Here is a 17,890-nt window from a genome sequence, read left to right on the forward strand (position 1 = left end):
ATTATAAGTTTATTCTTATTTATCTGTAAAATAGATATTAACTATATTATTAAAAGTGTATATAGTATTTATCTATTTTTATTAAATTATTGATTGATTTTTTTCTATTTTTATTAATTTTAATGAATAAAAAATAGACTCCTTAAATTTATAAAACAAATTTAAGGAGTCTATTTTAATTAAGTTTATTTCAATATAAAATTTATATATTTCTCAAATTCTTCATACTTATATCGAGAGCTTTAACAGAATGTGTAAGCGCTCCTACAGAAACAACATCCACACCAATTTTTCCTATATCTTCTATAGTATCTAAATTTACATTTCCGGAAAATTCTACAATGGCTCTTCCATTTATAATATCTACTGCTTGTTTTGCCATTTCCAAACTCATATTATCCAACATTATTATATCTGCATTAGCTTCTATTGCTTCTTTTACCATGTCTAAAGTTTCCACTTCCACTTCTATCTTTCTAACAAAAGAAGTATTTTTTCTAGCTAATTCAACTGCCTTCTTAACACTACCAGCAGCCCCAATATGGTTGTCTTTAAGCAATATTCCATCAGATAAATTAAATCTATGATTGCATCCTCCACCTACTTTAACAGAATACTTATCTAATATTCTAAGATTAGGTATCGTTTTTCTACTATCTAATAATTTTGTATTTGTACCTTCAAGCTTTTCAACATACCTACTTGTAATAGTAGCTATACCACTCATTCTCTGTAAATAATTCAATGCTACACGCTCTCCTACAAGTAAGTTTCTAGTACTACCTGTTAATACAGCTATCTTTTCACGATTCTTTACTCTATCACCATCATTTTTATATAATTTTACATCTACATCACCAAGTATCTCAAAAACTCTCTTAAATACACCTAAGCCAGCTATTATACCATCTTGTTTACAAATTAAATCTACAGTAGATTTAGAATTTTCATCCACAATAGAATTAGTTGTTATATCTTCACTTGGAACATCTTCTATCAAAGCATCCTGTATCATTCTATCAATAATCAAATAATTCATCGCCAAAATCCTCACTTGTTCTTTCAATTTCTTTTATGACTAATATTTTATTTTCTTTTTTTACCTGTTCTATATCTATATCCATATCTGGTACATCTATAAACTTAACTTTTACATTATCTATAACTGAGTTTATATTTTTAGCTGCTCTTTTTGAAAATACAAGCCCTTCAAGTAATGAATTACTTGCCAATCTATTGGCTCCATGAACACCTGTACAACTAATTTCACCAACTGCATATAAATTTTCCATAGATGTTTTTGAATCCAAATCTACATGTATCCCGCCCATAAAATAATGTTGTGCAGGAGATACCTTTATACATTCTTTCGTTATGTCTGTTCCTCTAGCTAAACATTCATTATAAATAAAAGAAAATCTATTAATTAAATATTCACTATCTAAATGTGTTGCATCTAAATACACATAAGGTAATTTATCTTTTTCCATTTGCTCAAAAATAGCTTTTGAAACTACATCTCTAGGAAGAAGTTCATCCACAAATCTTTCTTTATTTTTATTTAAAAGTTTAGCTCCCTCTCCTCTTAATGATTCAGATATAAGCATTCTCCTACCTTCATTATTTTCTTCATAAAAGGCTGTAGGATGTATTTGAATATATTCTAAATTTTCTATTTTTATATTATTTCTTAAAGCTATTGCAATTCCATCACCTGTAAGATGTCTTTGATTAGTAGAATTTTTAAAAAGCCCACCAATTCCACCTGTAGCTAAAACTACTATTTTTGAAAAAACATGAATCTCTTTTTTAGATTTAAAAATTCTAGCTCCTATACATTTATTGCCATCTTTTAATATATCTAAAAGATAGGCATCTTCTATAAGAGTTATATTTTCTCTAGTTTTAGCTTCTTTTAATAAAGTTTTAAAAACAACTTCTCCAGTATTATCCTTACTATGAACTATTCGATTTACACTATGTGCTCCTTCTCTTGTGTAATCTATCTCTCCATTTTCTTTGTCTAAAGGCATACCATATTCTACTATCTGCCCTACATTTTCTATAGATTCATCTGCAAGTACTTGAACTGCTTCAACTCTATTTTTATACTGCCCAGCCTTCATTGTATCTTCTACAAAGGATTCTATATCATCAATATTTCTAGCAGTTGAAATTCCACCTTGTGCAAGATATGTATTGTTGTTTTCAATTGTTGATTTCGATACTACTAGCACATTTAAACTTTTATCTAAATTTAATGCACAGTATAATCCTGAAACTCCACTTCCAACTATTAAAACATCTTGTTCTAAATTCATAAGTCTATCCCTCTATCCTTCTGCTAATTTGTGCATGTTAAGCAGTGAATTTAAAGCCTTTTCCATGATTTCATCTTCTACAATAACTTCATTTTCCATATTTTTAAGTGTACTATATAAATTTTCTAATGTTGTCTTTTTCATATCTGTACATAGTATTTTTCCACCAGGAATATAAAAGTTTTTATTAGGATTATTTTTCTTTAATTCATGTAATATACCTTCTTCAGTTGCTATTATAAAGTCTTTGTTTTTACTATTAGTAGCATATTTTATTATTCCTGATGTACTACCTACATAATCTCCTAAATCTCTTATTTCTTTTTTACATTCTGGATGTACTAATACTTCTGCATTTTTATACTTATCTTTTAACTCAATTATTTCTTCAGCTCTTATATTGTTATGGTATTTACAATATCCGTCCCAAAATATAAAGTTTTTATCTGGAAATTGTTCTGCAATATATCCTCCTAAATTTTTATCTGGAAGGAATATAATTTCTTTATTATCTATGTTTTCTAGTATTTTAATTGCACTAGAAGATGTAACAGAAACATCACAATGTGCCTTAACTTTAGCTGTAGAGTTTATATAACATACAACCAAAGCATTTGGATACTGTTGTTTTAATTTTATCACGCCTTCTTCATCTACCATATCTGCCATAGCACACCCAGCGTTACTTACTGGCATCAATACAGTTTTTTCAGGTGATAATATCTTAGCACTTTCTCCCATAAACCTTACTCCACAAAATACAACCACTTCTTCTTTACAATCTCTAGCAATCTCACTTAAATAATATGAGTCACCAACTGCATCTGCTAATTCTTGTATTTCTGGTGGTTGATAAAAATGGGCAAGTATTATTGCATTTTTTTCTTTCTTTAGCTCTTTGATTTGATATGTTAAATCTTTATCCATAATTGCACCGCTTTCTATATGTACTAGTGTATATACACCTGTAAACTCATTATATCACTTGACTATTCTTTCTTCAAGAATTTTAAACCTCTTAATATTGTTAAGATATAGACATTTATATTCTCAATTGATTTTCCTTTTTTCTCCATCTATTTAAACTAATTTTTATATTTTTTAATTTTTTTGTAAAATATTATCAGAATTTTGTTTATATTCTTTATTGCTATAACATTGAAAATATTACCAAATACCTGTATACTAAGTACATGGTTATGTATATGTATTTATTTCTGAAATTATATTAGTTGTAATACTTTATAGAATTTGTAGGTTGTCCAGAATTAAATTCAATATAAATCTACACATTTAGATAATATGTATACAAAGACCAAAAAATTTTATAAATGGGGTGATATTATGACAACATTCTTAATCGGCTTGGCTATATTACTAATAGGAGGTGCTTTATACGGTGCTTATTGTGAAAAAGTATTTGGCCCAGATGACAGAAAAACACCTGCACTTGCTCAAAGTGATGGAGTAGACTATGTCCCAATGAAAAAATGGAAAAATAGTCTAATTGAGTTGCTTAATATAGCTGGTACAGGACCAATTCTAGGACCTATCCAAGGTATATTGTTTGGTCCAATAGCATTCATACTAATACCTATTGGCTGTGTATTTGGAGGAGCTTTGCATGACTATATGAGTGGAATGATTAGTATAAGAGAAAAAGGAGCACAAATGCCTTCTCTTATCAGTAGATTTTTAGGTAATAAAGTATTTCAAGTCTATAATATATTCCTTTGTCTTTTAATGCTTTTAGTTGGTGCAGTTTTTATTTATACACCTGGGGATTTAGTTGTTACTCAAATTTTAAATATGAAATCGACTATAAATAATCCAGTTGTCTGGATAGTTTATGGACTTATCTTTCTATATTACTTGTGTGCAACACTATTTCCAATTGATAAAATCATAGGAAAGGTATATCCAATATTTGGAGCTATTCTACTTTTATCTGCTGCTGGTGTTGGAATTGGAATCTTTACACAAGGTTATGATTTAGCTAATTTAAGTCTTGCAAATTGGAAAGGTATTCATCCTGATGGTATTCCTCTTATTCCTACATTCTTTGTTACAGTTGCTTGTGGTATTGTTTCTGGATTCCACTCAACTCAAGCTACTCTTATAGCAAGATCAGTTTCAAATGAAAAAGAAGGAAAAACTACTTTTTATAATATGATGATTTTAGAAGGTTTAATTGCAATGATTTGGGCTGCAGCTGCTATGGGTATTTACAATAAAGGAATACCTAAGGAATTAGTAGGTTCTCCTGATGTAATAGGTTTGGTTGCAAGAGATTTACTTGGTTCTATTGGTGGTATCATAGCTATAATAGGTGTAATTGTTTTACCAATAACTTCTGGAGATACAGCTTTAAGATCTTTAAGATTAATGCTTGCAGATTACTTTCATTATGACCAAAAGGAAAAAAAACATCGTGTTATATTGTCAATCTGTATATTTATTCCTGTCATAGCCATCCTTATATTTGCAAAGCTTAGTGCTTCTGGATTTAATATATTGTGGAGATACTTCTCTTGGAGTAATCAAACTATTGCCATATTTGCATTTGCAATGATTACAGTTTACCTTATAATAAAAGAAAAGAATTATATTATAAGCTTAATTCCTGGTATGTTTTATTCCTTTGTTATATTCAGTTATATATTTAATGCTCAAATTGGATTTAACTTAAACATAAATATATCATATGTTTTAGCTGCCATATTTACTGTATTATATGCTATTTTAACTGTACGCTCTGGTAGAAAGTTAAAAAGCAAAGCAGATACTAAGTTGGCTGACTAAATCTAAATAAAATAATACTTAGAATAAATTTTATTAAAAAATGATAAAAAAGTAGGCAATCTCAAGTTAGATTTGCCTCTTTTTTATTTAATACAGTAATAAATACTTAAGTATTTACTCCTTATTGGAATATTTATCCTAAATCTCTAATATAAATAAATAAAAGTTTTAAAATAATCTATTCGTTTATATACTTAAAATAAATTTTTTGGAGGAATACTTATGAATAATAAATTACATGAACTTGAAAAAAATCTACCAGAAACATCTTGTTCTTTTTGCACACATCTTTCATTTAAGGGGCCTAGCCTAGACTATAGATATGATATTAGATGTGTTATTTCAGATACAAAGCCCGATTTTAGAGGATGTTGTGAATATTTTGAACCAGAATATACAGAATTAAATACAGGAGATTTAGACAATCTATACATAAACTTTCTTGAGACATGCCTCAAGGTAAATTATAATGATTACATCAATTCTATGTATTGGAAGTTATTTAAAGAAAGAACCCTACTAGAAAACAATTTTAAATGTTCTATATGTGGATCAACTGAAAATGTTGATGTGTATCATGTTAATAAAAATTTAGGAAGGGAAACTTCCAAAGATGTAGTTGTTAAATGTGATAAATGTAATTGTAAATAAGTGTATAAAATTTAGATAACTTCACATAATAAGTTTAAATAAAACTTAGGAGGTTATTTATGAAAAATAATAATTTAAATTGTGCTGCTACTAATTGTGCTTATAATACTAGTGGATATTGTTATGCTGGTAGTATAAAAGTAGATGGAATGCAAGCAACTACTACAGAAAATACTTATTGTGCTTCTTTTGAAGACAAATATACATCTGGTATAACTAGTCGTTCTAATGAAACTAACCAAGTTGATACAGATAACATTCATTGTGAAGCTGTAAAATGTAAATACAATAAAAATGAACTTTGCAAAGCTGAAAAAGTTCATATAAATGAAAGAAATGCAAGTTGTGAAACTTTTGAAATGAAATAAATTTCTTTTTATTTAGTTTTATAGTATTTATACAAAGCAAAATTGAACCTATCAAATAGATGTCTTTATTAATGATGTCTATTTATAGGTTCTTTTTTAAAACAATTCATAATTTATATATAAAAATAAATTATTATTTTAATATATTACCTAGAAGTAAATTTAACACCCAGAATATCCATAAGGAACATAAATATTGGAACTCCAATTAGTAATCCCCATACACCTAAATAATGCTCTCCTACAAGTAAAATAATAAAAACAAAACAAACTGGAAGTTTAGTTCTATTCGACATCAACTTAGGGTTTAATATGTATGTTTCTACTGCATGCACTATACAAATCATAAGTAAAACTCCAAAAACCTTTGTTATTCCTCCTGTATTAAATGCTATTACAGTTAATGGAATCAAAGACACTATAACTCCTGCTACTGGAATAAGACCCAACACAAAAATCATAAATCCTAAAGCCCATATTTGAGGGAATCCCATGAAACCTAAGAAAATCATAGAAACAACAGAATTTATAAAGGCAATCATAACTTGTACTTTCATTACTTCACCAAAATTTTTAACAAAGCTCTTTCCAAAAAATACAAGCGAATTATAAATAAAAGAAATCTTACTATCAGAAAGTTTATCTCCAAAATTTTTAATTTCATTTTTTTCAAGTAAAAGGAGTAAACTCAGTAAAAATGCCAATAATATATTTACTCCAAAACTTCCAACTTTTGTTGCTGTTGATGCTATAAGTAGCCCTGCTTGTGAAATATATTTATTAAAATCCAGCTTTGAGACAATAGGATACAATTTTGGTCCTAAAGATTGAGCAAATTGATTTACATCAAAATCACTAAAAACCCTACTCAACTCTGTAAGTTGAACTATAATTATTGGTACAACTGCATAGCTAATCAATACTAACAATATAGCAAATAGTGCATATAACACTATAATTATCAATGAATCTGGAATATTTAAAGAAGAAAACTTCTTAATTCGTTTTCTTGTGGCTACAAGCAAGTTATAGAAAATAAAAGTCATAATAAATGTTAAAAGCACCATATTTAACATATACCAAAATGTAATTAGAATAATTACTACGACAGATATAGAAACAATTTTATATTTTGAACTGTCACGTGCCAATCCTTTGTTATCTTCCATAGTTTAAATCCTCCCCAAATTTTTATGACTTTATAATGACTGCCCTTTTTATTTTAATCTCAAAAAACAAGTAGAAAAATACTAAAAATAACTTATTAATTTTCATAAAACAATATTAAAATTTAGAGAAGATACATTTTAAATAATCTTACTTATACTGAAATCTGCTCTACATCATATATTTAATTTATTATTATCTATCTCATATAGCAATTCGTATATCTCTGGATATTCAAAAAACAAACCCTCTTTTAGTAATTGTCTTATTTCATCTGTGCTTACCCACTTTATATCACTTACTTCTTCCTCCTGTAAAATAGCTTTGGATATATCATATTCTTTTTTAACTAAGTATACATCCCAAAGAGTATCTTCATGAATCATACTTCTAAAAACTTTCATCTCATCTTTAGTTATATCTATCCCTATTTCTTCCTTTGCTTCGCGAATTGCTCCTTCTAAACTGTCTTCCCCAGAAACAATACATCCAGTTGTCATTCCCCACATATTTGGCAATGTCTTTTTACTTTTAGACCTTTTCTGAATTAAAATTTGAGAGTTACTATTTAAAATCCACACTTCAACTGCCAAATGGTAATAACCTTCTTCAATAGAATTACCTCTTTTTATAACATTTCCTGTTTTAATTCCATCAGCATTATATAAATCCCATAATTCCATTTCAAAATCTCCTTGACTTTACTATAAATTAGATAAACTACAAATATATTTTAGCATAATTAATTCTGCTCATTTTTTATTACAATACTTGATTTACATTTATGTTCATTGCTTTTCTTTTCCTTCCATTCTCTTATATCATCTATAATAAATCTATGTTTCAACAATTTTGTGTCAAATTTAAATATTCTAAACACTATTTGTAATACATATCCTAAACCTAAAGCACTTACAAGCGTACCAATACCTACAGAACCTCCTAATAACCACCCAACAACTAATGCTAGTATTTCAAGAATTGTTCTAACAAGACGTACAGATTTATTAGTTTTTTTCTGAAGAGCAATCATAAGCCCATCTCTCGGTCCACTTCCTAAACAAACACCTAAGTATAGAAAACTTGCTATAGCTGCCAAAATAATTCCTATAACAACCATAAACACACCTATATAAGTGTTGCTTGCATGAGGTATCACTCCAGAAAATATTACTAAATCAATAAAAATTCCTATAAATGTCATGTTGAGTAAAGTACCCCATCCTATATTTTCACCAAAAACTGCATCCAATATAACAATTACAACTCCTACCATTATAGAAGCCTGACCTATAGTTATGCCTAGCTTTATAGATAAACCTTGGTGAAGTACATCCCAAGGCATAAGACCTACATGTGCATTAATCATAAGCACAGAAGAAATTGCAAATATAAAAAAACCTGAAAATAATCTTATCATACTTTTTAAACTTATTTTTCCCATCAAAAATCACTCCTCATAATAATAATAACAATAAATACCAATAAAATATATATATAAATACGAAATTTTACAGAATTATTTATTAGGTTAAGATAAAATTTTAATTATAAAAAGTGGCAATCCAAATTTTATACATTTTCACCTATACTCTAAGCTTTCGTGTATAAAAAACGGATATACCACTTTTTTAGTATATAAACATTTTTAGTTTTTCTTATTAATTTTCACTATAAATTCTAGCTTCTTCTTCTCCATTTAGTACTCTTAAAGTTCCAAAAGCAAGTGATTCCAACTCATTTTCTCCTGCCATAATTTCTACTGGTGCTATAAACTCAACTTTCTTTTTAACCATTGAAGTAAACATTTCAGAATATGCAATTCCACCTGTTATAATTATAGCATCTACCTTTCCATCTACTACAGTTGCTAACTCTCCAATACCTTTTGCTAACTGATAAGCCATTGCTTCATAAATAATTTTTGCTTCTTCATTTCCTTCTGCTATCATTTTTTCAACTTCTCTAGCATCTACAGTATTTAGGTATGAAACTATACCACCTTTACCTCTTATCTTTTTAGTCATTTCTCTTTCTGAATATTGACCTGAATAACAGGCAGCCACTAATTTTGTAGCAGGTACTCTTCCTGACCTTTCTGGAGAAAATGGTCCTTCATCATCAGATAGCATATCAACCATTCTTCCTTTTTCATGAAGATAAATACTTACTCCTCCACCAATGTGAGCTACTATTAAGTTTAAGCTCTTATAATCTTTTCCTTTATCCTTAGCATATTTTAAAGCCATTGCTCTAGTATTTAATGCATGCCCTGCACTTGATCTATCCATTCCACAAAGTCCAGATATTCTCGCTACATCTATAAGCTCATCTACTGCAACAGAATCATAAATATATGAGTTGATTCCAAGAGGTTCTGATATTGCATGTGCCACAACAGCACCTAAATTGGAAGCGTGTTCAAGTACTGGTCTATGTCTTAGTACATCAATCATTTCTTCATTTACTAAATATGCTCCTGATTTTACTGGTGGTAAAACTCCACCTCTTCCTACTATTGCACTAAGAGATTTTAAGTCTATACTATTTTCTTTAAGAATATTCAAAACTGCTTCCTTACGCATTTCAAACTGGTCTTGTATAGTATTATATTTTGCAATCTCTTCAGCTGGATGGTCTATCGTCTTCACAAGAATTTGTTCTTCTCCATCATATACTGCTATTTTTGTAGAAGTAGAACCTGGATTTATGGCTAATATTCTGTAAGTCATAATTTTCTTCCTTTCACCTTAATTTCTATAGTCTATTTATATCTATTATAAACTATTTGCTAACCATTTCCATACCTTCATGGAAAGCTTTTATGTTTAATTCAACAAATTTTGGTTTAACATTTTCACTTATAATTTTTTCCCAATCAATAGACTCTAATTGCATAGATTTAACTAGACATCCTAATAAAATAACATTCATTATTTTTGAATTTCCTAGTTCTTCAGCTTTATCAGCTGCATTTATAACTTTTGCATTTAATCTACTTAACTCTGCATCTATATCACTTTCTTGATATTCAGCTCCTCCGATTAAAACAGTCATAGAATCTATCCTATGATTATTTACTAAAGCTTTTCCTTCTGGTTTTAAATAATTGAACCATCTTAAAGCTTCCATTTTTTCAAAAGATACTAATATATCTGCTCCACCAATTTCTATAACTGGAGAATGAACACAATCTCCATATCTAACTTGTGAGGAAACTGAACCTCCTCTTTGACTCATTCCATGTATTTCACTCATCTTTACATCATATCCAGCTTCCATCAATCCCATAGTTAATAATTTACTAGCAAGTATAGTTCCTTGACCTCCTACACCTACCAAAAGTATACTCTTAGTCATATTATTTTTCCTCCTTAACTATTGCTTGTTTTGGACAAACTTGTGCACATACTCCACATCCTACACACTGATTTCTATCTATATTTGATAACTTATTCTCTTTATCAAATGATAGAGCTGGACATCCAGTTTTCAAACATAATTTACATCCTATACATTTATCATGGTCAACTTTACACTTAGTCTTAAATGGATTATTAAATTCTTCTATATCTTCTTTAGAGAATTTTTTAAGTACACATGGCCATCTTGTTATTATTACTGATGGTTCATCTTCTATAGCTAAAGCCCAATCTAGTGCTTCATTTACTTCTTTTAAATTATTAGGGTTTATAACTCTTACATGTTCTATTCCACAAGCTTTAACTAATCCTTCTATATCAACTTCTTTAGTTTTAGCACCTTGTAAAGTATATCCTGAACCTGGGTTTTCTTGGTGACCTGTCATTCCAGTTATTCTATTATCTAATATAACCGAAATAGAATTACCTCTATTGTAAACAACATCTAAAAGTCCATTTATTCCTGTATGGAAGAATGTTGAGTCTCCAAGTACACCTACCAATCTTTTTTCATTATCATCCTTCATATTAAGAACTTTTTGAGCTCCATGTGCAGTTCCAAAAGCAGAACCCATACAAACAACATAGTCTATTCCATTATATGGAGGAGCAAATCCAAGAGTATAACAACCTATATCTCCACCAACTATTAAATTTTTTCTCTTTCCAAGTTCATAGAAGAATCCTCTATGTGGACATCCTGCACAGAAACTTGGTGGTCTTGGTGTTACTAATTCAGATTTGTATTCTATAGTATCATTTGTTTTTCCAAATATAGCTTTTCTTAAAACATCTGGTGTCATTTCTCCATATGGTGGTATTACATCTTTTCCAATACAATCTATTCCATATGCTTTTATTTGTTCTTCTATAAATGGGTCATTTTCTTCTATAACATATATTTTATCAACTTTTTCTGCAAATTCTTTTATTTTTTCATAAGGTAATGGATTTGTAAATCCTAGTTTCATATATGATGCATTTTTTCCAAAAACTTCTTTGGCAAAATTACAACACATACCAGATGCTATAACACCTATTTTTGTATCATTTATTTCATAGTAGTTTAAATCAGTTTCATTTGAGAATTTTTTAAGAATTTCCATTCTTTCTTCAACAACGCCCCTTCTTATTTGAGCATTTGCTGGAACAGTTACCATTTTCTTAGCATTTTTAACATACTCTTTAATTTCAACTTCTTCTCTATCATAGCACTCCACTAATCCTTTTGAATGACAAAGTCTTGTTGTAACTCTATATAAAACTGGTGTATCGTATTTTTCACTAACTTCAAAAGCTTCTTTTATCATATCTTTAGCTTCTTGACTAGTTGATGGTTCAAATAAAGGTATCTTTGCAAATTTTGCATACATCCTATTGTCTTGCTCATTTTGAGATGAATGCATTCCCGGCTCATCTGCTGTAATAAGTACCATACCACCATTTACCCCTGTATATGCATAAGTAAATATTGGATCAGCTGCAACATTCAAACCAACATGTTTCATAGAAGCCATTGTTCTTGCTCCTGCAATTGAACCCCCTATAGCAGCCTCAAGTGCTACCTTTTCGTTTGGAGCCCACTCTGCAACTATTGCATCTTTATATGTTGCTATATTTTCTAATATTTCTGTACTTGGAGTCCCTGGATATGCAGATGCATATTTAACACCAGCCTCATAGGCTCCACGTGCAATTGCTTCATTACCTGTCATCAATTGTTTCATATAAAATTCCCTCCATCTACAATTATTAAATTCATAGTCCACCCAATTTGTTCAATGAAATTAATTATTTATTTTTACTTCTAAACTTTCAAGTGCTTCTTTTATAATACTTGGTGCTTTCTTACATTTATCTTCAGAAACTGCACAAACTGCAAATCTTAAGCCCATTTTTAATGGAACTGCAAATAAATTATGTTTAGTCAATTCTTCACATACTTCTTTTGGATTATCACATGGTATACTTACAAAGAAACCTGCTATATATGGAAGAATTTCTAATCCTACTCTTTCAGCTTCTTTTACAAATACATCTGCTCTTCTAGTAAGCATGTTTTTGTATATTTCTTTTTCATCCTCATATTCTTTGAATTTTTTAGGGTCATTTACAATGTTAGATAATACTGCCATAGCACTTCTATTACAATTTGACCAATTTGCTCTACATGAATGAACACATGAGTAATGGAACTCTTCAGCTACATCTTCACTTGAAGATATACAAATTATAGCTCCCATTCTCATACCATAAGCTGTAAATCCTTTTGACATACTGAATCCAACCAATACGAGAACGTTTTCAGGCAAATTAGAAAATTTCTTAAAAAACTTTCTACATACATCATCATCACCTGCAAAGTCAATATATGCTGAATCTACGAAAAATATTATCTTTTTGTCTTTATCTTTTGCGACTTCTTTTGATAAGTCTAATATTTTATCCCACTCATCATCTGCAACACTATATCCAGTTGGATTATGCGCTGGTGTGTTTATAATTGTAAAGACTCTACCTTGTTTTTCTGCTATATTTACAAATTTTTCTTTAAACGACTCAAAATTAAACCTTCTATTTTCATCAAAAAGTTGGTAATTAACTACTTTTCTATTAGCCTCTTCAGCTATACTTACATATGGACTCCAGAACCAATCAGATGTTAATACCTCATCTCCTTCATTAGTATAGTTCCATACAGCTAATTTTATTGCACCACTTCCTCCTGGTGAAGCTAATACTCTTATATGTCCTTCTGGTAAGTAATCTCTGAAAAATACTTTTTTAACTGCTTCTAAGTAATCTGGTTGACCTTCAAGAGCTGCATATGCACCTATCTCACAGTTATCTAATACTTTATATTCTTCATATACAGTTTTCATTGTTATCAATTTTCCTGAATCATCCATTAGAGCGCCTATTGTTGCATTTATTACATTATCCATACCAAAAGCCTTCTCTGCTGCTTGAGCTCTGCCAGATATGCTAAATATAACATCATTTTCTTTTGGCCACATTGCATGCTTACCAACCATACTTTGACTCATACCATCACCCCTAAAATTGTATTTACTCTTACATTATATATTAAGCAATTACTATGCCAATAAATCCCACTTTATGTAAAATTGATTTTGTTTAGAATTATTATTTTTTTCATTATTAAATTAAGTGTTTTAACTATTTTTCTTATAAATATATATGCCTGTCTAAAAAAATAAAAATTTGCAAAAAAGTAATGTTAATTTTTCTTAACACTTGTTTTAAAAAATTAACATTACTTCAAAATAATTTATATGTAATTATATTTAAATATTTTTATTGTATTTCTTCCATAAAGATGTCCTGCTTATTCCAAGAACTTGTGCAACTTCATTTTTAGAAAGTCCCTGAGCAAAAAGCATACTTATTATTTTTTCTTCAACATACTTATTTACTTCTTTTATATCTATACTTATCTTACCATCATTTATCTTACTTATATTTATAGATTCATCTTGGACTTCTACACTTGCTGTCGTTTCAGAATTAAATTTGTCTACTTCAGAGTTAGGAAGTAATTTTTTAGTTTTAAAATCTCTATCTTGTCTCAATTTAATTTTACCTGTCACAACATATTTTTGAGCTATTGTCTTTAACTCTCTTACATTTCCAGGCCAGCTATAATTATATAGCTTATCCATTTCATCTTTAGTCAAAACAAAATTTTCATCTATACTGTTTATTCCATTGAGACCATCATCCTTTAATACTTCATTTACAAAATTGTTAAACAAAGGTATTATATCTTCTCTTCTGTCTCTTAAAGGAGGTATATTTATCTCTAAACTACTCAATCTATAAAATAAGTCTGCTCTAAATGTACCCATAACTATTTTTTCGGTTAAAGATTCATTCGTTGCTGCTATAATCCTTATATCCAGAGGTATTATATAATCAGAACCAATTCTCATTATTTGACGTTCCTCTATTACTCTTAATAGTTTTGTCTGAATATTAAAGGATAGACTATTTATTTCATCTAAAAAAAGAGTCCCTCCATGAGCAAGTTCAAATAGCCCTCTTTTTCCACCCTTTCTAGCACCAGTAAATGCACCTTCTTCATAGCCAAAAAGTTCACTTTCAAGTAAATTTTCTGCTATAGTAGCACAATTTATGGCAACAAAAGGCCTATCTTTTCTTTTACTTATATTGTGTATACTATGAGCTATAATTTCTTTACCAGACCCACTTTCTCCATAAAGTAAAGTTGTATAATCACTTTTTCCAATTTTTTTAGCTTCTTCAATAAATTCTTTAGTTAATTTATCTTTAAATAAAAAATCATCAAAAGTATATCTAGCATAGAGACCTTTTTGATTCAAGTCAAATCTTATTTTTCTTTCTAAGTTTTGTAACTTGGTTATATCTTGTATTATTCCTAAAACTCCATAAGTACTATTATCAACTTTTATCAATGTTGTCCTAGTATTAACAATTAGATTATTTATATTTCTTATCTTTCTATCTTCTACGTCCTCTTTTTCATGTAAACAATCTAACATCCACTCCATTTTAGGAAATACATCTAAGATGTATTTATTAAGTGCACATTTTCTCTCTACTTTAAGCATGTTTTTTGCACTTTCATTGTACAAAATTATACTGCCATTACTATCTATAGCAATTACTCCATCTTTTATACCATCAAGTATATTTCGTAACACTTCATTATTAAACTTTTCTTCACCTAATGTATCTAATAATTTTTTACAATATTCTACAGCTTCTCTTATAGATTCATCACTAGCAGTTGCAAATACACTATCAATTCCATATTGCCTTGCAAAAGAACATGCCAAACCTCCTCCTACGATTACAACTTCATCTTTTTGGTCTATATATTTTACAACTTTACTTCTTATCTCATACTTAGATTCAAACCATTCTTCAGTTATTTCAGTACTTATGACATTTCTCCAGCCAACATAGTCAAAAGAAACTTCATTGTCTCCAAGAATCAATACTACTTTTTTAGAATATTTCTTTGCTATTTCTATTGCTCTTAAAAGGTCAGTTGACTTCATATTCATTGGTATAACAGGTACATTTACTGTATCTATTACTAAACTATAACCTCCACCTCTACCAATTATAGCTTGGGCACCTTTTTCAACAAGTATACGACCTTGATTTTCCATTAAGTCTAGGTTAAGTATGTCGATTATTATAGTTCCATTTTCTACATCTTCTCTATATAATTCTTCTATTCTTTCTTTTAATTCAATATCAGAGGCTATAATTCCTATTTTTTTTCGCAACAAAATCACCTCAATTTTAAATTATAATGTATTGATTTCTACCTGCTTTTTTTGATTTATATAGGTTCTTATCTGCATCTTCAATTAATATTTCAACATCTTTTCTACTATGACACCTTTTTATACTTACTCCAGCACTTATAGTTATATAGTTTTTTATTTTAGAATATATATGTTCAATACCCTCAAATTCAAGAAGTTTGAAAACTCTTTTAATATATAATTCTATATTATCAATCTCTTCAACACCGATTGATTCTATAGAATCTACTAATATTAAAATTTCTTCTCCCCCATATCTGATTATGTGTTCGGTAATATCTATAAATACACTTCTTATAATATCAGTTACCTTAACTATAACTTTATCCCCTGCTAGATGACCATAATTATCATTATAACTTTTAAAACAATCTATATCGACCAGTATTGCAACCATATTTTTGTCTCTGGTTCCATTAAATAAATCCAACTGCTGTTCCAAATATCTTCTATTATATAGTTTAGTAAGTCCATCTTTTAAAATATCATTTTCTAATTTCTTATTATCATCCACTAGTAATCTTAAACTCTCTTGTTTTTGTCTGAGTTCATATTGTTTGTGAATTGCTTGAGATGTTTTATAGGAATTATTTTTTTCCCACCTATCAGAATACCAATCCATACTTTTATAATATTCTATTGCCAGTTTAAAATCTTTTTTTAGCTCATATCCATTTGCTATTAGCCCATAAAATATAGATATTTTTCTAAGATTCAATGAACTCTTTTTAACTAAATTTAAACCTTTTATATAACAACTTATACCTTCATCTATATTACCAAATTTTATATATAAATCTCCATACAACTTATATATGTAATCTAGTTTAGAATTATATATAAAAACATCTCCAAAACTTTTATATATATTTTTTGATAAAATTAAATAGGTGTTTACCTTTTCAAAACTACAATTATCTTTCTTTAACTCAATTTCAGCTGAATATAAAAATATAAATGAATATAAATAATCCTTATATACACCTTCAACAACTTTCATTAATTTTATAGTCTTTAATAAAATAACTTCTGCTTCTTTATTCATATCTTCTTTTAAATATGCCCATATAAGGTCTATTTTTATAGACACTCTTTCAGTTACTGATATTGAGTTATTACTGTGTGCAACATCTAATACATTATTTATGTATTTTATAGCTTCTACATTATTTCCACTCTCTAAATAACACAAACTTATTATACATTTACAAAAAGCCTCTATAGAGTATAAATTATTTTCTTGAGCCAATTTTAGACATTCAATTAAGTATTCCATACTTTTTATAAAGTTATTAAATAAATATAGATAAACTCTCCCAAATATATAATTTGCCCTACTTACAAGAGCTTTATTTTTTAAAGTTTTAAAAAAAGACACTTCTTCTACTAAAGCTATTACATCCGTTTTGGTCTGATATAAAGCACTTATTTCTACACATAAACTCATATTTAACAATACCAACAACTCATTTAAATGATTTTGTCTTATAATTTTTTTTGCTGAGAAATAAAAATTATTTACCTTATCATATTTTCTTATAGAAATAGCTGATAAAGTAAGATAAATATAAATTTTAGATATTATATCTGAATCATCTTTTAATGACAATTTTTTAATATACTTTAATGACTCTATCAAATAGTTGTATGATGCTTCTCTATCTTTTTTTATATAGTTTATAAGACTAATTAAATATAAAGTATAGACTCTACTATTATCTTCTAATTTTGTATTTAAAAGGTCTTTGTGATAATCCAAGATGTAGTTTAAATCTGTCAAATTTAGATAGAATTTAGTCAACATATCGTATTCTATC

At 28.5% G+C, this 17,890-nt stretch carries 15 protein-coding genes; 3 read left to right on the forward strand and 12 right to left on the reverse strand.

Annotated elements, in window-relative coordinates; translation table 11 throughout:
* Positions 1 to 202: 202 nt before the first annotated feature.
* The 3 genes from nadC to nadA are packed head-to-tail and all read right to left on the reverse strand — an operon-like array spanning position 203 to position 3,248.
* Positions 203 to 1,039: a carboxylating nicotinate-nucleotide diphosphorylase gene (gene nadC, locus CDIF1296T_RS12495; protein ID WP_004454666.1), complete on the reverse strand. Its 837-nt coding sequence runs from the start codon at positions 1,037 to 1,039 to the stop codon at positions 203 to 205.
* On the reverse strand, positions 1,020 to 2,321 hold the full coding sequence (locus CDIF1296T_RS12500; protein WP_003430790.1) for an L-aspartate oxidase: 1,302 nt from the start codon (positions 2,319 to 2,321) through the stop codon (positions 1,020 to 1,022). Before CDIF1296T_RS12500 ends, nadC begins: the two co-directional genes overlap by 20 nt.
* A 12-nt stretch (positions 2,322 to 2,333) precedes the next feature.
* On the reverse strand, positions 2,334 to 3,248 hold the full coding sequence (nadA, locus tag CDIF1296T_RS12505) for a quinolinate synthase NadA (protein ID WP_004454668.1): 915 nt from the start codon (positions 3,246 to 3,248) through the stop codon (positions 2,334 to 2,336).
* Between the two features lie 417 nt (positions 3,249 to 3,665).
* Here nadA and CDIF1296T_RS12510 point away from each other — a divergent pair, with 417 nt between their 5' ends.
* From CDIF1296T_RS12510 to CDIF1296T_RS12520, 3 genes are all read left to right on the forward strand, one after another.
* On the forward strand, positions 3,666 to 5,123 hold the full coding sequence (locus CDIF1296T_RS12510) for a carbon starvation CstA family protein (RefSeq protein ID WP_009890565.1): 1,458 nt from the start codon (positions 3,666 to 3,668) through the stop codon (positions 5,121 to 5,123).
* 222 nt (positions 5,124 to 5,345) lie between these two features.
* Positions 5,346 to 5,774 (forward strand): hypothetical protein, encoded by a 429-nt coding sequence (locus CDIF1296T_RS12515; protein ID WP_003430796.1) that lies wholly within the window; start codon positions 5,346 to 5,348, stop codon positions 5,772 to 5,774.
* 59 nt (positions 5,775 to 5,833) lie between these two features.
* The gene (locus tag CDIF1296T_RS12520) at positions 5,834 to 6,142 is read left to right on the forward strand and encodes a DUF1540 domain-containing protein (protein WP_003430798.1); all 309 of its coding nucleotides are present in this window, start codon (positions 5,834 to 5,836) and stop codon (positions 6,140 to 6,142) included.
* 146 nt (positions 6,143 to 6,288) lie between these two features.
* On the opposite strand, the gene CDIF1296T_RS12525 is transcribed toward CDIF1296T_RS12520, so the two are convergent.
* The 9 genes from CDIF1296T_RS12525 to CDIF1296T_RS12565 all read right to left on the reverse strand — a co-directional run bounded on the left by CDIF1296T_RS12525 (position 6,289) and on the right by CDIF1296T_RS12565 (position 17,877).
* Positions 6,289 to 7,311 (reverse strand): AI-2E family transporter, encoded by a 1,023-nt coding sequence (locus tag CDIF1296T_RS12525; protein WP_003430799.1) that lies wholly within the window; start codon positions 7,309 to 7,311, stop codon positions 6,289 to 6,291.
* 174 nt (positions 7,312 to 7,485) lie between these two features.
* Entirely contained in the window at positions 7,486 to 7,992 is a 507-nt protein-coding gene (locus tag CDIF1296T_RS12530; RefSeq protein WP_004454674.1) for an NUDIX hydrolase, read from the reverse strand.
* Between the two features lie 59 nt (positions 7,993 to 8,051).
* Entirely contained in the window at positions 8,052 to 8,753 is a 702-nt protein-coding gene (locus CDIF1296T_RS12535; RefSeq protein WP_004454676.1) for a YczE/YyaS/YitT family protein, read from the reverse strand.
* Between the two features lie 217 nt (positions 8,754 to 8,970).
* The gene (gene buk / locus CDIF1296T_RS12540) at positions 8,971 to 10,041 is read right to left on the reverse strand and encodes a butyrate kinase (protein WP_004454677.1); all 1,071 of its coding nucleotides are present in this window, start codon (positions 10,039 to 10,041) and stop codon (positions 8,971 to 8,973) included.
* A gap of 52 nt (positions 10,042 to 10,093) precedes the next feature.
* Complete coding sequence (locus tag CDIF1296T_RS12545; RefSeq protein ID WP_003430806.1) at positions 10,094 to 10,669, reverse strand: indolepyruvate oxidoreductase subunit beta; 576 nt, start codon at positions 10,667 to 10,669, stop codon at positions 10,094 to 10,096.
* Between the two features lies 1 nt (position 10,670).
* The gene (gene iorA / locus CDIF1296T_RS12550; RefSeq protein WP_003430808.1) at positions 10,671 to 12,458 is read right to left on the reverse strand and encodes an indolepyruvate ferredoxin oxidoreductase subunit alpha; all 1,788 of its coding nucleotides are present in this window, start codon (positions 12,456 to 12,458) and stop codon (positions 10,671 to 10,673) included.
* Positions 12,459 to 12,518: 60 nt separating this feature from the next.
* Positions 12,519 to 13,778: a pyridoxal phosphate-dependent aminotransferase gene (locus tag CDIF1296T_RS12555; protein ID WP_009897557.1), complete on the reverse strand. Its 1,260-nt coding sequence runs from the start codon at positions 13,776 to 13,778 to the stop codon at positions 12,519 to 12,521.
* A gap of 261 nt (positions 13,779 to 14,039) precedes the next feature.
* A complete protein-coding gene (locus CDIF1296T_RS12560; RefSeq protein WP_022618035.1) occupies positions 14,040 to 16,040 on the reverse strand; it encodes a sigma 54-interacting transcriptional regulator in 2,001 nt (666 codons plus the stop codon).
* A 7-nt stretch (positions 16,041 to 16,047) separates the two neighbouring features.
* A complete protein-coding gene (locus CDIF1296T_RS12565; RefSeq protein ID WP_306338996.1) occupies positions 16,048 to 17,877 on the reverse strand; it encodes a diguanylate cyclase in 1,830 nt (609 codons plus the stop codon).
* Between the last annotated feature and the right edge of the window lie 13 nt (positions 17,878 to 17,890).

The organism is Clostridioides difficile ATCC 9689 = DSM 1296, from assembly GCF_001077535.1.
Lineage (GTDB): Bacteria > Bacillota > Clostridia > Peptostreptococcales > Peptostreptococcaceae > Clostridioides > Clostridioides difficile.

What these genes read in the sequence shown, in the direction of transcription:
- nadC (WP_004454666.1), bottom strand. Translation starts at nt 1,039, where the DNA reads ATGAATTATTTGATTATTGATAGAATGATACAGGATGCTTTGATAGAA.
- CDIF1296T_RS12500 (WP_003430790.1), bottom strand. Translation starts at nt 2,321, where the DNA reads ATGAATTTAGAACAAGATGTTTTAATAGTTGGAAGTGGAGTTTCAGGA.
- nadA (WP_004454668.1), bottom strand. Translation starts at nt 3,248, where the DNA reads ATGGATAAAGATTTAACATATCAAATCAAAGAGCTAAAGAAAGAAAAA.
- CDIF1296T_RS12510 (WP_009890565.1), top strand. Translation starts at nt 3,666, where the DNA reads ATGACAACATTCTTAATCGGCTTGGCTATATTACTAATAGGAGGTGCT.
- CDIF1296T_RS12515 (WP_003430796.1), top strand. Translation starts at nt 5,346, where the DNA reads ATGAATAATAAATTACATGAACTTGAAAAAAATCTACCAGAAACATCT.
- CDIF1296T_RS12520 (WP_003430798.1), top strand. Translation starts at nt 5,834, where the DNA reads ATGAAAAATAATAATTTAAATTGTGCTGCTACTAATTGTGCTTATAAT.
- CDIF1296T_RS12525 (WP_003430799.1), bottom strand. Translation starts at nt 7,311, where the DNA reads ATGGAAGATAACAAAGGATTGGCACGTGACAGTTCAAAATATAAAATT.
- CDIF1296T_RS12530 (WP_004454674.1), bottom strand. Translation starts at nt 7,992, where the DNA reads ATGGAATTATGGGATTTATATAATGCTGATGGAATTAAAACAGGAAAT.
- CDIF1296T_RS12535 (WP_004454676.1), bottom strand. Translation starts at nt 8,753, where the DNA reads ATGGGAAAAATAAGTTTAAAAAGTATGATAAGATTATTTTCAGGTTTT.
- buk (WP_004454677.1), bottom strand. Translation starts at nt 10,041, where the DNA reads ATGACTTACAGAATATTAGCCATAAATCCAGGTTCTACTTCTACAAAA.
- CDIF1296T_RS12545 (WP_003430806.1), bottom strand. Translation starts at nt 10,669, where the DNA reads ATGACTAAGAGTATACTTTTGGTAGGTGTAGGAGGTCAAGGAACTATA.
- iorA (WP_003430808.1), bottom strand. Translation starts at nt 12,458, where the DNA reads ATGAAACAATTGATGACAGGTAATGAAGCAATTGCACGTGGAGCCTAT.
- CDIF1296T_RS12555 (WP_009897557.1), bottom strand. Translation starts at nt 13,778, where the DNA reads ATGAGTCAAAGTATGGTTGGTAAGCATGCAATGTGGCCAAAAGAAAAT.
- CDIF1296T_RS12565 (WP_306338996.1), bottom strand. Translation starts at nt 17,877, where the DNA reads ATGTTGACTAAATTCTATCTAAATTTGACAGATTTAAACTACATCTTG.